This is a genomic window from Clostridium sp. CAG:43 (assembly GCF_000434655.1).
GTDB lineage: Bacteria > Bacillota > Clostridia > Lachnospirales > Lachnospiraceae > Otoolea > Otoolea fessa.
Genome location: NZ_FR895020.1, coordinates 62,177 through 76,363 on the forward strand (window position 1 = coordinate 62,177; position 14,187 = coordinate 76,363).

A 14,187-nucleotide genomic window follows, 5' to 3' on the forward strand; every position below is an offset into this window, starting at 1 on the left:
CTGCCGCCGCTGTCAGAAGGAATGTGCCAACGGCGGTCTCGTTTTCGATGAAGCCTCCAGAAAAATGCACGTGGATGCTGAGCACTGCGTCGGCTGCGGACGGTGTCTCGGCGCCTGCAATTTTGACGCAATCGAATTTGACAACAACGCAGCCAACGAGCTGTTAAACTGCCGTATGGCGGAATACACAAAAGCCGTTGTGGATGGACGTCCAAACTTCCATATTTCCCTGGTCGTTGACGTCTCCCCGAACTGCGACTGCCACGGTGAAAATGACGTACCGATCCTTCCAAATCTTGGTATGTTTGCTTCTTTCGATCCGCTGGCACTCGATCAGGCCTGTGTGGACGCCTGTCTGGCCGCTGCTCCGATGCCGGGCAGCCAGCTTGCAAAACATCTTGCTGATCCGGATTTCCACGATCACCATGACCATTTCACAAATTCCACACCAGAATCTGAGTGGAAAAGCTGCCTGGCACACGCGGAGAAGATCGGTCTGGGAAGCCGGGAGTATGAATTGATCACACTATAATAACATCAACCCTATCTGCCAGCTGTGCCGCCGGTCTTTTTGCGGCCGCAGAGCTGTGAAAAACGGAGCCGCCCCGGTCTTTTCTGCCGGTCGGCTCCGTTTTATGCTCTTCTTTATTTCTGAATCCAGACACCATTCGCATCGACTCTATATCCGTCCGGTGTCGTTCCATTGACAAACAATGCTCCGTCAGCACTCACATAATACCAGTATCCATTCGTCTGAATCCAGCGGCTCTTCGCCATAGCCCCGCTTTCGGTATAATAATGCCAGGAGCCGTTTACCATCTGCCAGTCACGCGCCATCCACGCATCTGCATGGAAATAGTATGTCTCCCCCTTGATCAGGAGACTCTCATTTGCCGCGTAGGTTCCGTTTGCTTTCAGGTATTTCCATTCATTTCCAAACTGCTGCCACGCACCGTCGCCCTGAGCAGCTGTATTGCCAGATCCAGAGCTACCCGGTCCACCCTGGCTGCCGGAAGACGAGGTATTTGTACTGGTCGTATTGCCGGACGGCTTGCTGGAATTTGACGTACTGTTATCCGCCGCATTCGATACCGAGGTGTTCGTGCCAGCCGGTGTGCCGGATGCGCTTCCCGCCACCGCAAAACCATAGTCCAGCAGCTTCTTCGTATCGTCATAATGAGTCTGCGAACTCTTTAAAATAACTGCAATCAGGCGCACGCCATTACGCTCTGCACACGTTACCAGCGTGTTGCCTGCCAGGGAGGTATAACCGGTCTTTCCGCCTATGATTCCCTCATAATACTGGGAATTTGCCGGATTGAGCATCTTATGTCCCATCGTAAGCGTCCGCACCGTCGGCACGCTGGCAGTCGCCGGGAAATCGTAATGCAGGGTCGATGCAACCTGACGCACCGTCGCATTATTGAATGCAGCATTTGCAATCAGCGCCATATCATGTGCGGTTGTAAAATGGTTCGCATTGTTCAGACCGTTCGGGTTTGCAAAATGCGTATGCGTGCATCCTAAGGACGCTGCCTTCTCATTCATCTTATCCGCAAACGCGCTGACACTGCCGGACACATGCTCCGCCAGTCCGTTTGCCACCTCATTTGCCGATTTTAAAAGCAGACCATAGAGACAGTCCTTAACCGTAAAGGTATCACCCGCCTTGACCTGCAGCGTCACCGCGCCCGATTCCAGATTCGAAACTGCCGTCTGGGAAAAGGTTACCGTATCACTCAGATTACAGTTTTCCGCTACCAGAAGCGCCGTCATCAGCTTCGTGATGCTGGCTGGATAATACTGCGTATCCGCATTCTTGGAAAACAGGAACTGGTTGTGCGTCGCATCATAGAGCACTGCGCCCTGCGCTGCCACCGTCGGCTGAGCTGCATTCTGTGAAGTAACCGTTGCTCCCGAAGAAACTGCGCCGGAGACCGTGCCTCCTGCCGCCTGTCCCGGACCGGTCGCCCCGTCTGTCGCAGCAAATGCCGTCCATGACACAGACATCATAAGTGCCATTCCCAGGCAGAGGGAACGCACGGATTTTTTCCATTTATTCATCGTATATTGTCCTTCCTGTATGTATTTTCGCTTTTCTCCTACCCGCCAGCTCCCGCAAACGTAAAGTTACGTTCACTCATTGCGCGGACTTTAACGGATTTTGCCAGTGCTGCGCAGGTACAAATCATGCAAATCTGTCTTACATTTTACTTCATTTTAAGCGACAATACAAGTTGAAAGGAAAATTTGAAATTATTACAGATACTTCTTCCGCAGATCCGCCCCACTCTCTGCCGACAGATACGCCGGTGCCACATCAAAGACGGTCTTGCAGCCCTTCTGGCCTTCCTGGTTCATCTTGTATGCCGCGCGTGCGTATGCCACGATGATGGAGGAAGTAAATTCCGGGTTGGAATCCAGCTTTAAGCTGTACTCGATGATATGGTGGTTCTCTTTGTTCCAGCCGGTCTTGCCGCTGCGGAGTACGAAACCACCGTGCGGGAGACGGTTGTGATCGCGTTTCAGTTCTTCTTCGGTGATGAAATGAACCGTTGTGTCATAATCAGAAAAGTAGTTCGGCATGGTCTTGATCTCATTCTCGATCTTTGCCTGATCCGCGCCCTCTTCTGCCACAACAAAGCACTCTCTGGTGTGTTTTTCGCGGGTGGTCAGCTCTGGGCTGCTGCCGCTTCTGACTGCCTCCAGTGCACTCTCAACTGGGATTGTGTACTGTCTGGCATCCTTGACGCCCTCGATCCGGCGGATCGCATCGGAATGTCCCTGGCTGACGCCCTTGCCCCAGAATGTATAATTTTCGCCCTCCGGCAGGCATGCAGCTGCATAGAGACGGTTCAGGGAGAACATACCCGGATCCCAGCCAACGGAGATGATGCCAACCTTTCCGGATTTCTGTGCGGACTCATCGACTGCTGCGAAATGCTCTGGAATCTTTGCATGGGTATCGTAGCTGTCCACTACGTTAAACCACTGTGCATATTTCGGGGTCTGGACCGGCAGATCCGTAGCCGAACCGCCGCAGAGAATCAAAACGTCGATCTCGTCTTTCTTCGCCTCTGCCTCATCTACATGATAAACCGGTACGCCCTCGGTCAGGATCTTGACCGTTTCCGGCGCACGCCGTGTAAATACTGCTTTCAGTTCCATATCCGGATTCTGGCGGATCGCACACTCCACGCCGCGTCCCAGATTTCCATATCCTAAAATTCCAACTCGGATACTCATAGATATTCCTCCTAAGGGTACAAAATTTGCCACGGATCCGGCTCTATTTTCCAGCTTACGTGATCCGATTTTACTTAAAAATTTCAAGTGTTCCCATTATACACTAGATCCGCCCGTTTTTCAATATAGGTGAGTTCACGCGTACAGGATACAAATTCTCATTTAATTCTCAACGAAAGCCTTATTCCAGCTCCTTCATTCCGGTATACAGCTCAAAATACCGCCCTTTCTGCGCCAGCAGATCTTCATGGTCGCCGCGCTCAATGATCTGCCCGTGCTCCAGCACCATGATTGCATTGGCGTTGCGGACTGTCGAAAGCCGGTGGGCGATGACAAAGGTCGTCCGGTCCGCCATCAGCCGGTCCATGCCGTGCTCGATGTGCTTCTCCGTCCGCGTATCGACCGAACTCGTCGCCTCATCCAGAATCAGGATCGGTGCTTTAGAAACTGCTGCCCGCGCAATGTTTAATAGCTGGCGCTGTCCCTGGCTTAAGTTTGCACCGTCGCCCTCCAGCATCGTGCCATACCCATCCGGCAGACGCATGATAAAGGAATGCGCCGATGCCGTTTTTGCCGCCTCAACAACTTCTTCATCCGTGGCATCCAGCCGCCCGTATCGAATATTTTCCCGTACCGTGCCGGTAAAAAGATGCGTATCCTGCAGAACCATCGCGATATTTTCCCGCAGCTCCTTCCGGTGCATCCGGCGGACATCGACGCCGTCCACCGTGATCGAGCCGCCCTGTATATCATAAAAACGGTTGATCAGATTCGTGATCGTCGTTTTTCCGGCTCCCGTCGAGCCGACAAAGGCGATCTTCTGTCCCGGCTTCGCATAGAGCGAAATATCCTTCAAAATCACCTGCCCCGGCTCATAGCCGAACGTCACATGGTCAAGCACCACCTCACCGCGGATCGGCGCGATCGAAACCGCATCCGGCGCATCTGCCGCCTCCGGTTCCGCATCCAGCACTGAAAACACGCGCTCCGCGCCTGCCAGCGCCGAAAATACGTTTCCAACCTGCATGGAAAGCTCGTTGATCGGTCTGGAAAATTGCCGCGAAAAGCCTAAAAATACGGTCAGTCCACCGACATCAAAGTTCCGGAACACACAGAGCAGACCGCCAATGCAGGCTGTCAGTCCATAATTTAACTGGCTTAAATTATTCATGACCGGTCCCATCACACCGCCGAAAAACTGTGCCCGGATCTGTTTTTCTTTCAGATCCGCATTGAGCCATCCAAATTCTTCCTCTGCGATCTCCTCATGGCAGAATACCTTGACGACCTTCTGCCCCTGCACGGTCTCCTCAATATAGCCGTTCATCGCGCCAAGCGCCGCCTGCTGGGCAGAGAAATATTTCTGGCTCCGTCCGGCAACAAATTTACCGGCACGCAGCATCACCGGCATCATAGCAAGCGTAATCACCGTCAGCCACACGTTCGTGTAAATCATCAGGACCAGCGTTCCCACAATACTGAGTGCGCCGGATAAAAGCTGCACCAGCGTACTGCTGAGCATCATGCCGATCGTATCCACATCGTTTGTAAAACGGCTCATCAGATCGCCGTTGCTGCCGGTATCATAAAACCGAAGCGGAAGCGTCTGCATATGGTTAAACAGCTCTTCCCGCAGCCGCTGCAGCGCGTTTTGCGCCACCTGCAGCATGATGCGCGACTGCATATAGGCAGCGGCAACGCTGACTAAATAAACCGCTCCCATCACGCACAGGGAACGGAACAGCCCCGCCACATCGCCCCGGCTTCCATCTAAAGGCACAATATACCGGTTGATGATCGGGCGCAGCATATAGGCGCCCGCCAGATTTGTCACCGTCCCCAGGATCACACAGAAAAAGGCGACTGTCATCGCCATCCGGTCGCGTTTTAAGTATGAAAGCAGGCGCAGCATCGTCTGACCGCCCGCCTTGGGCTTTCCGCCCTTCATGACCGCCATCCGTTCCGGTCCCCGGCGGCGTTTCGGCGCGTCGGCTATGCGGCTGCCATATCGGCGTTTCAGGCTTTCAATCTGTTTTTCATCCATCATGCCATCACCTCCCCGTCTGCCCGTTTTCCATATTGCGTCTCATAGATCTCCCGGTACGCCTCACAGGATGCCAGCAGCTTCTCCTGCGTTCCCTCTCCGATAATCCTGCCGTCCTCAAGGACGAGAATCCGATCCGCGTATTCCAGCGAACTCAGCCGCTGTGCGATAATAAATTTCGTCGTATCTTTCAAATCTTCCCGGAATGCCGTCCGGATCGCCGCCTCCGTTGCCGTATCGACCGCACTGGTGCTATCGTCGAGAATCAGGATCTTCGGCTTCTTTAAGAGTGCCCTTGCGATGCACAGCCGTTGTTTCTGACCGCCGGATACATTGACGCCGCCCTGTCCCATCTCCGTTTTGTAGCCTTCGGCAAACGAATTCACAAAGGAATCTGCCTGCGCATACACTGCTGCCCGCCGCACTTCTTCCTCCGTCGCCGTCTCATCACCCCAGCGCAGGTTTTCCTCGATCGTGCCGGAAAACAGGACGTTTTTCTGTAAAACCATGCCAACGCCGTCCCGGAGATTTTTCAGGGAATACTCCCGCACATCGATACCATCCACCCGCACACTCCCCTCTGTCACATCATAGAGGCGGGGAATCAGCTGTACCAGCGACGTTTTTCCGCTTCCGGTCGCACCGAGGATGCCGATCGTCTCCCCCGGCTCTGCCGTCAGGCTGATGTGGGATAGAACCGGCTCACCGCCTTCGCGGTAGGAAAAGGAAACATCCTTAAATTCCACGCGTCCTTTCTCAACCTTCCGGTCCTTCTGTGATGCATTTTCATCTCTCAGATCAATCGGCTCATCCAGCACCTCATCGATTCGCCGGATGGACGCCATCGCGCGGGAACTCTGCAAAAATACCATTGAGAGCATCATAAGTGACATCAGAATCTGTACAATGTAGGTCGTAAATGCCGTCAGATCCCCGACCGCCATTCGTCCGCCGATAATCAGGTTTCCGCCGAACCAGACAACTGCCAGTGTCGTCACATTCATCGCGAACATCATGACCGGCATCGTCGCAATTACGATCTTTAGCGCCCGCAGCCCTGCCTCCTTGAGCTCCCGGTTCGTGTCGGCAAACCGCTTTTCCTCGTAGTCTTCCCGCACAAAGGATTTCACCACCCGCACGTTCGTCAGCACCTCCTGGATGCCGCTATTGAGCGTATCCAGCGCTTTCTGCATGGCTGTAAACCGCGGGTAGGCAGTCCGTAGGATCCAGACGATCGCCGCCGTCAGAAGCGGAATCACCACCAGGATGACAGCTGCCAGTTCCGCATTCATCCAGAACGCCATCACAAGCGCCCCCAGGAACATGCCCGGCGCGCGCAGCATCATCCGAAGTCCCATCATAATCAGGTTCTGTACCTGCTGGATATCGTTCGTCAGACGGGTTACCAGCGATCCCGTGCTGAACGTATCGATATTTTTAAATGAAAACTGCTGCACTCTGGCAAATAAGTCGCGGCGCAGATCGCTGGTAAAGGAAATCGACGCCTTCGCTGCAAAATATGCCCCCAGAATGCCGCCTGCCGCCATCAAAAAGGAGGTAATCGCCATCACAAATCCCATTTTGAGAATGTATCCACCGTCTTTCTGCGCCACGCCATGGTTAATAATCATCGACATAAATTTGGGCAGCAGAATCTCACCCAGCACCTCCGTTACCATCATGAGCGGTCCCAGAATAAAGGCGCTCTTATATGGCAGTATATATGATTTGTATCGTTTCCATTGCTTCACGCTTTTTCCTCCTGCCCGTTATTTCTGCAAATTTTTTTATGGATTCTGTTCAAACAGCTCCATCAGTTCATTCTGGCTCAAATCGCCCAGTGAAACCATTCCCTCTGAAACCACCTGCGCCGCCAGCGCAAGTTTCGCATTCTGCAGCTTCAAAAGATTTTCTTCTATCGTATCCTTTAAGATCAGTTTGTATACCGTGACCGGCTTTTCCTGCCCGATCCGGTACGCGCGGTCGGTCGCCTGGTTCTGCGCTGCCACATTCCACCACGGATCGTAATGAATCACGATATCCGCCGCCGTCAGGTTGAGTCCCGTTCCCCCGGCTTTCAGGGAAATAAGGAACACCGAAACCTCATCCGAGGCAAACGCCTGCACCATCCGGCTGCGTTCTTCCTTCGGGGTCGCGCCGACCAGAAGATGGGACGAAATGCCCTCCTGTAAAAGGCGTTCCCGAATCCGCTCCAGCATCGAGGCAAACTGGGAAAAGAGCAGGATCTTATGTCCCGCCGCAGACGCCGATGCGATCAGCGAAACACAGGTCTCCAGCTTCGCCGATTCCCCCGTATAATCTTCAAAACAGAGTGCCGGATCGCAGCAGATCTGGCGCAGCCGCATGAGCTGGGAAAGCACTTCCAATTTTCCATTACCCGACCACGCGCCGCCAGCCAGCGCCTCTTTCAGTTTCAACGCCGACGCCGTATAAAGCTTCTGCTGCCGCCCCGACGCCGCCGAATAAACGATCCTCTCTTCCTTGCCCGGAAGCTCCCGCAGCACATCCTTTTTCAAGCGGCGCAGGACAAACGGTCCCGTCATCCGCCGCAATGCCGTCAATGCTTCCGGATCCTGATTTTTCACGATTGGCAGCTCATACCGCTCACGAAACTTCCGGTAACTGTATAAAAATCCCGGCATCAGGAAATCAAAAATGCTCCAAAGCTCGCTGAGCCGGTTTTCCACCGGCGTTCCCGTCAGGGCGAAACGGGCATTCGCCGAAATCTCCTTTACCGCCTTCGCTCCCTGTGTCTTTGCATTTTTAATGACCTGCGCCTCGTCAATAATCTCATATTCAAACGTGCGTCCCAGATACGCCGCCCGATCCCGTTTCAACAGATCGTAGGACGTGATGATCACCTGCGCCCCCTCAGACGCCTCCATCCGCATCTGCTCCTCCAGCTGTTCCTGCCGTTCTTTCGCCGTCCCGGCAATCAGAAGCACGCGGATCCCCGGCGAAAACCGGGCAAATTCCTGTCCCCAGTTGTAGACGAGCGACGCCGGGCAGACGATCAAAGACGGAAGAGGTAATTCTGACCCACTGCCTTCATTTCCAGCCGCTTTCTGCTCGGTTTTTTCCTGATAAAATGCCGTCAGAAGCGCAATCACCTGCAGCGTTTTTCCCAGTCCCATATCATCTGCCAGAATCCCGCCGAAATGATACCGCGCCAGCGTCCGCATCCACGTATATCCGATCTTCTGGTATTCCCGCAGCGTCTTTTCCAGCACCGCCGGAACCGCATAGCTGACACTCTGCGCCGTTTTTAGATCGCGCACCATCATCCCGTAGGCTTCATCCCGCTGAAACAGTTTCATCCTGCCGTCGCCCGAGAGACTGTCCAGATAAAAAGCACGGTAGGCAGGTATCTTCGCCTCCCCCGCCTGAAATTCACTCTTTGTCAGTCCCAGATCCGCAGTCAGGCTGTCAAGCGCCTGCAGGCCGCCGCCCGAAAGCTGCAAAAATTCGCCATTTTTCATGCGGTAATATTTCTTTTTTTGGCGGTATTCACTGAGTACCTGCAAAAGCTCCGCCGGGTCGATTCCCGCCGTCTCAATCTTCAGATCCAGCCAGCCGCCTCCAAGAGAAACTCCCATCGACACTTCCGGCGGGGGCAGGACGCGCAGATGGCGAACAGACTCTGACAGCCATACCTCGCCCACCTCCTGAAACTGCGGCATTCCCTCGCTCAGAACCTGGTACAGTGCTTCTTCATCCCCGCGGATCACCAGCTCGCCGCTCTCATCCTCCCAGTAAGAGAAGTACCGCGTGATCAGGCGGCTGATATAAAATTCCGCCGGTACATCCCGGCAGATCTCCCGCGGAACATGCTCGTCCGCCAGCGGCGAAAACGTAAAATCTCCATAGGAAAGCGTCGGACGCAGACGCAGCTCGTCCGGCGAATCACTGTCAAACTCAAACCGGGCTTTCAACGCCTCTGGGCGGTATTTCTCCCAATCGATCTCCGTGCTCTGCAAGATCCCAAGTGCCTCCATGCCTTCCAGCACCCGCGCATAAAAGAGCGGAATATCCCGGCTTCCAACCAGCAGCTCCCGCTTCTCTTTCCGGCTTCCGCACTCTCTTCCGCCCTGTTCCATCTGCTCCAGAAAAACGCCCATCGTTTCTGTATACAGTTCACTGCATCCAAACAGATGCAATCCATCTGCCACATACAGACGCTGTTCTCCCCGGAACGAAGTTAGAGCCGATGGAACCGTAACCGCAATTCCATCGCCCCTTGCTTCCACCTCCACCGGGAAACGCGGATCCTTGCGCTCAACCCGGCACACACGTTCAGCACCTTTCTCGTCCTCCGTCTGGACTTCTTTTCCCTCTAAAAGATCAAACAGCCGATCCCTCGCTGCAGATCCCAGCGTTAACGCCCGCATCACCGGAAGCGGCAGCCCCGCATGACCGCGCATCTCCTCATAATGGCGTATGTAGGCGTCCGCCTCCTCCAGCAGAAGATCTAAAAATGGGCGGCTTTCCGGCGCAAAGGCAGACGGGACGTGTTCAAACGCCATGCCTTTTCCGTATTCCACCCGTTTTCCGCTGTGAACCGCCTGTGCAAATTCCAGCAGGTTTTTCACAATATACCGTTTTTCCCGTCCGATCCGTGCCTCCAAAAGCACTTCGCCGCGCCGGATCTGTAAATAGGGATGCAGATAGACCGGTTCCCGCTCTTCCTCGCCCAGAATCCGCGCTACTTCCCGGTTCGTGTACTCCCGGATCATCATCCGGATCTCCGGCGAAGTCGAAACCGGCAGTGTATGCTCGGCTTTCTGCTGGCGGGCAAACGCCTCCTGAAGCGCTTTTGCATGCACGCAGGGACCCCGGAATGAATTTCCCTCCGCACAAGAACAAGAGTAGTCATAGATCTGACTACCCTTGATAAAAATTCTTGTCTGATATACCTTTGTCTCATCCTCAATCTGTCCCTGTACCCGTACTTCGCCCTTCCAGAAGGTATCTACGGACATTTTTATTATTTTCATGAGGATTCCTCCATATTACAGATTACATGTGTTCCGGCGATTCCATTCCAAGCAGATCCATACAGGTATCCAGCACCCGCTTGGTCAGCGTGATCAGGCTGATAAAGGCTGCCTGCTTCGCTGCGTCCTCCTCGGAGAGGATCTTATTTTCCAGATAGAATGCATTGAACGCATCCGCCACTGCCGCCATGTATTGGCAGAGCTTATGCGGCGCCGTCTCGTAGAATGCAGATTCTGTCACCTCGCCGAAACGGCAGAGCGCCATCTGAAGTGCTTTCTCTGTCTCGCTCTCAGCCGGACGGATCGGAACCACTTTAGCATCCGCACCGCGCAGTTCCTTGTATTTCTCCAGAATGGACTTGATGCGGACGATCATATACTGGATATGTGGACCTGTATTTCCCTCAAAGGAAATAAAGCGGTCTACATCGAAAATGTAATCTTTGGTCGCCTGATTCGAAAGATCGGCATATTTAAGTGCCGCCAGACCGACAATCTCCGCCGTGCGTGTCATCTCGTCCGCCGGAACCTTCTGCTTCTCCTGAATCTTCTCATATACCTTCTCATCGATATTCTTGATCAGGTGCTCCAGACGCATAACACCGCCCTCACGTGTCTTGAACGGACCACCGTCCTTGCCGTTCATCGTACCGAAACCCAAGAAGATCATCGGCGTATCTTCTTTGACGATGCCCGCCTTCTTCGCCACACGGAATACCTGGATAAAATGAAGCTCCTGGCGCTTGTCTACGACGTAAATGTAGCGGTCTGGATGGAAATCCTGCTCACGTTCGATGATCGTCGCCAGATCGGAAGTCGCATACAGCGCCGCACCATCGGATTTGCGGACGATACAAGGCGGATATTCCTTCGCATCCCCTTCCTGTGCGATATCGACAACCAGCGCGCCATCGCTCTCATAGGCGAGACCTTTTTTCTGTAAATCCTCGATCAGTCCCGGAATATATGGCTGCGCATCGCTCTCGCCCTTCCAGAGGTCGAACGATACATTTAAATTGCCATAGTTCTTTTTCAGATCCTTCAAGGACACGTTCATGATATGCTTCCAGATCGCATGGAACGGTGCATAGCCACTCTGCAGTTTGAAGGTTGCCTGCTGTGCCCGCTCACGGAATGCCGCATCTACCTTGGATTTCGCGCTCGCTGCCGGATAGATATCCTCCAGCTCGGAAATCGTAAACGGCGGCTCCGACGGATACTCGCCGGTATAATCCGGGTCAAAATATACCAGATCCGGCTGACGGTCATGCAGCTCCTCGATGATCAGTCCCATCTGCAATCCCCAGTCACCCAGATGCACATCGCTGATGACATGGTGTCCCATATAGCGGCTGATGCGCTTGATGCTCTCTCCGATGACCGCGGAACGTAAGTGTCCGACATGCAGTGGTTTTGCTACATTGGCTCCGCCGTAATCGATGATGATCGTCTCCGGCTTCTTAGCTGCGTTGAGACCCAGCTTTTCATCCTCTGCCACCTGCTGTACATAGGATGCCAGGTAGCACGGATTCAGGCGGATATTGATAAATCCAGGCATCACGGCGTTGATCTCAGAAAACATCTTGCTTCCGGCTGTCTTTTCCACCACCTCATTGGCAATATCGATCGGTTTCTTTTTATACGCTTTGGCAGCTGCCATCGCGCCGTTACACTGATACTCGCAGAGATCCGGGCGGTTTGATACCGTCACGCGGATATACTTCTCATCGTACCCGCAGCCGGTAAACGCCGGTTTCAGTTCTTCCACGATCAAATCTAAAATCGTTTTCATACTAGATTCCCTTTCATAATTTATATCGCATATTTTCAAGAATGCCTCTGCATTCTTGCTGCGAGATGCGCGTCATGCAAAGCATGACATATTTCTTTTGCGCATCTTAAGCAATCCTGCCGGAGGCTATATCAGATGGGAGACCCGCTCCCACCACTGATACTAATTTGCTCCTCGCCACCTGAAGAGGTGGGAGTCATCTCTCATCTGATATATCCTTCCGCATTGCCTTTTTCACATCCTTGCGGAACTGCTTCCAGGCATCCTCATGATCCACGAAATACTTCGGGCACGCCTTTCCAGTCACGTCATAATGACGGATCACATCTTTCGGACTTAAATCGAGCTGCTTGCACAGCCATGCAGTCAGTTTTACCAGCGAGTCATACGTCTCGTCTGTGAACTTTCCGTCTGCCGCCGGATGGCAGCACTCAATCGAAACAGTGTCCGCATTCCTCTCATTGGAGGCATATGCCTTCTCCCCGACCGGAACGCACTCGATGATCTCGCCGTCCAGACCGATCACGAAATTGCTGCTGACGGAAACGGTGTTACTGCCGCTCTGATCTTTCAATCCCTCAAAATAATCATGGTTCTGCTGTGCCGTCGTCCCAGGATTTGCCACATAGTGAATCACGATCCCGTTGATGACCGGGATATTCGTCCCCGGTCTGGAATATCGGTTGACCGTGAGAAGCTGCTCATCAACCCAGTTTGGCATCTTGATCGTGGACGGATCGATCAGCTTGCGGATCATTTTCCCGCGCAGCGTCCAGCCTGTTCCCGCACCCAGGAGGAAAATAAGCAGGCACAAAAACAGCCGCATCATCACACGGCGCTTCTTCTGCTGCCTCGTCCGCTCCCGGCGGATTGCCGTCTGCCTGCCAGATGTACGCCTCTTCCTGCCACCAGATCTGCGCCCCGGCTCATCCTCTTCCCCCAGACGCAGACGGTCTTCTCTTCCGTTCTCCATATTTATCACTCCCCATGAGCACCGTTCACTCCGAACCCGCTCTCTGAGATGAACCAACGGACGCGTCATAGACGCCTCCCCGATATGTTAAGCAAAAAAACTGTTGTAAAATCTCGACGTTTCCTCCGGATCTTACAACAGTTTCTCTGCTTGCTACTGTTCATGCGCTGCATAACCAGCAAAGGAAAATGCCTGCCACAAACAGTAATCTCTGTTTCCAGTCAGAAACCTGTCAGTGACACGACTGCCTCCCCACAAGGGTACAAACGGTATCGTGAAGACCTTTCTGACGTATATGTTATAACTTAGACTCTGGACAGATATTCACCAGTACGTGTATCGATCTTGATCTTATCGCCCTGGTTTACGAATAACGGTACATATACAGTAGCGCCAGTCTCTACAACTGCCGGTTTGGTAGCGCCTGTAGCGGTATCGCCCTTGAAGCCCGGCTCTGTATCTGTGATCTCAAGCTCTACGAACAGCGGCGGTTCTACGGAGAATACCTTGCCGTTGTAAGAACAGATCTTGCACATCTCGTTCTCTTTTACGAACTTGAGTGCGTCGCCGATTGTCTCCTGGTTTAAAGCTACCTGCTCATATGTGTTTACATCCATGAAGTTGTATAAGTCGCCATCGGAATACAGATACTGCATATCAACTCTGTCGATTCTGGCAGACGGGAACTTCTCGGTCGGACGGAAGGTTTTCTCTACAACGCCGCCATTCATTACGTTCTTAATTTTAGTACGAACGAACGCAGCTCCCTTTCCCGGTTTTACGTGCTGAAATTCCATGATCTGGTATACGTTGCCATCAATCTCCAGTGTGATGCCGTTTCTAAAATCGCCCGCTGATATCATAAATGATGCTCCTCCTTGAAAATACTCGCTTTATCTTTTTTATTTTATACTATAAAATCTTCTTTTTCAACTACTTTTTTGAAAACGCAGGGCACATCATGTCAATTCCGCCCCTTATTTTTCTAAAATTGCCGATATTTTTTCTGAAAACAACTGATTTTCCACCGTTTCCGGCACTCCTGTCAGCATCCAGTTCTGCCGCCTGGCAAGCTCTTTCAAACCGTTCAAAAACACCCGGCTACAAACTTCCGCTA

At 53.0% G+C, this 14,187-nt stretch carries 9 protein-coding genes (1 of these 9 running past the window's edge); 1 reads left to right on the forward strand and 8 read right to left on the reverse strand.

The window, feature by feature from the left end; translation table 11 throughout:
- Window positions 1–532, forward strand: partial view of a DUF362 domain-containing protein gene (locus QVO97_RS01915; RefSeq protein WP_022358732.1) — the final stretch only. Its footprint begins 617 nt before the window's first position; only the last 532 of its 1,149 coding nucleotides appear in the window; its start codon lies beyond the left edge, outside the window; the stop codon is at window positions 530–532.
- 113 nt (window positions 533–645) lie between these two features.
- Here QVO97_RS01915 and QVO97_RS01920 read toward each other — a convergent pair whose 3' ends face one another.
- The 8 genes from QVO97_RS01920 to efp form a co-directional block, all read right to left on the reverse strand.
- A complete protein-coding gene (locus tag QVO97_RS01920; protein WP_022358733.1) occupies window positions 646–2,064 on the reverse strand; it encodes a D-alanyl-D-alanine carboxypeptidase family protein in 1,419 nt (472 codons plus the stop codon).
- Window positions 2,065–2,259: 195 nt separating this feature from the next.
- Window positions 2,260–3,246, reverse strand: coding sequence for a diaminopimelate dehydrogenase (locus tag QVO97_RS01925; protein ID WP_022358734.1), 987 nt, complete (start codon window positions 3,244–3,246; stop codon window positions 2,260–2,262).
- 181 nt (window positions 3,247–3,427) lie between these two features.
- On the reverse strand, window positions 3,428–5,293 hold the full coding sequence (locus QVO97_RS01930; protein ID WP_022358735.1) for an ABC transporter ATP-binding protein: 1,866 nt from the start codon (window positions 5,291–5,293) through the stop codon (window positions 3,428–3,430).
- Window positions 5,290–6,972 carry an ABC transporter ATP-binding protein gene (locus QVO97_RS01935; RefSeq protein ID WP_369678367.1) on the reverse strand — a complete coding sequence of 561 codons (1,683 nt, stop codon included), beginning with the start codon at window positions 6,970–6,972 and terminating at the stop codon, window positions 5,290–5,292. The genes QVO97_RS01930 and QVO97_RS01935 overlap by 4 nt, the downstream gene beginning before the upstream one ends.
- 105 nt (window positions 6,973–7,077) lie before the next feature.
- The gene (locus QVO97_RS01940) at window positions 7,078–10,305 is read right to left on the reverse strand and encodes an SNF2 helicase associated domain-containing protein (protein WP_022358737.1); all 3,228 of its coding nucleotides are present in this window, start codon (window positions 10,303–10,305) and stop codon (window positions 7,078–7,080) included.
- Between the two features lie 22 nt (window positions 10,306–10,327).
- A complete protein-coding gene (gene argS / locus QVO97_RS01945) occupies window positions 10,328–12,097 on the reverse strand; it encodes an arginine--tRNA ligase (protein WP_022358738.1) in 1,770 nt (589 codons plus the stop codon).
- 196 nt (window positions 12,098–12,293) lie between these two features.
- Complete coding sequence (locus QVO97_RS01950) at window positions 12,294–13,070, reverse strand: peptidoglycan recognition protein family protein (RefSeq protein ID WP_288188646.1); 777 nt, start codon at window positions 13,068–13,070, stop codon at window positions 12,294–12,296.
- 305 nt (window positions 13,071–13,375) lie between these two features.
- A complete protein-coding gene (gene efp, locus QVO97_RS01955) occupies window positions 13,376–13,933 on the reverse strand; it encodes an elongation factor P (RefSeq protein WP_022358740.1) in 558 nt (185 codons plus the stop codon).
- Window positions 13,934–14,187 lie beyond the last annotated feature (254 nt).

Excerpts from the sequence above, each read along its gene's own strand:
- QVO97_RS01935 (WP_369678367.1), bottom strand. The coding sequence starts at position 6,972 with ATGATGGTAACGGAGGTGCTGGGTGAGATTCTGCTGCCCAAATTTATG.
- argS (WP_022358738.1), bottom strand. The coding sequence starts at position 12,097 with ATGAAAACGATTTTAGATTTGATCGTGGAAGAACTGAAACCGGCGTTT.
- QVO97_RS01950 (WP_288188646.1), bottom strand. The coding sequence starts at position 13,070 with ATGGAGAACGGAAGAGAAGACCGTCTGCGTCTGGGGGAAGAGGATGAG.
- QVO97_RS01925 (WP_022358734.1), bottom strand. The coding sequence starts at position 3,246 with ATGAGTATCCGAGTTGGAATTTTAGGATATGGAAATCTGGGACGCGGC.
- efp (WP_022358740.1), bottom strand. The coding sequence starts at position 13,933 with ATGATATCAGCGGGCGATTTTAGAAACGGCATCACACTGGAGATTGAT.
- QVO97_RS01930 (WP_022358735.1), bottom strand. The coding sequence starts at position 5,293 with ATGATGGATGAAAAACAGATTGAAAGCCTGAAACGCCGATATGGCAGC.
- QVO97_RS01920 (WP_022358733.1), bottom strand. The coding sequence starts at position 2,064 with ATGAATAAATGGAAAAAATCCGTGCGTTCCCTCTGCCTGGGAATGGCA.
- QVO97_RS01940 (WP_022358737.1), bottom strand. The coding sequence starts at position 10,305 with ATGAAAATAATAAAAATGTCCGTAGATACCTTCTGGAAGGGCGAAGTA.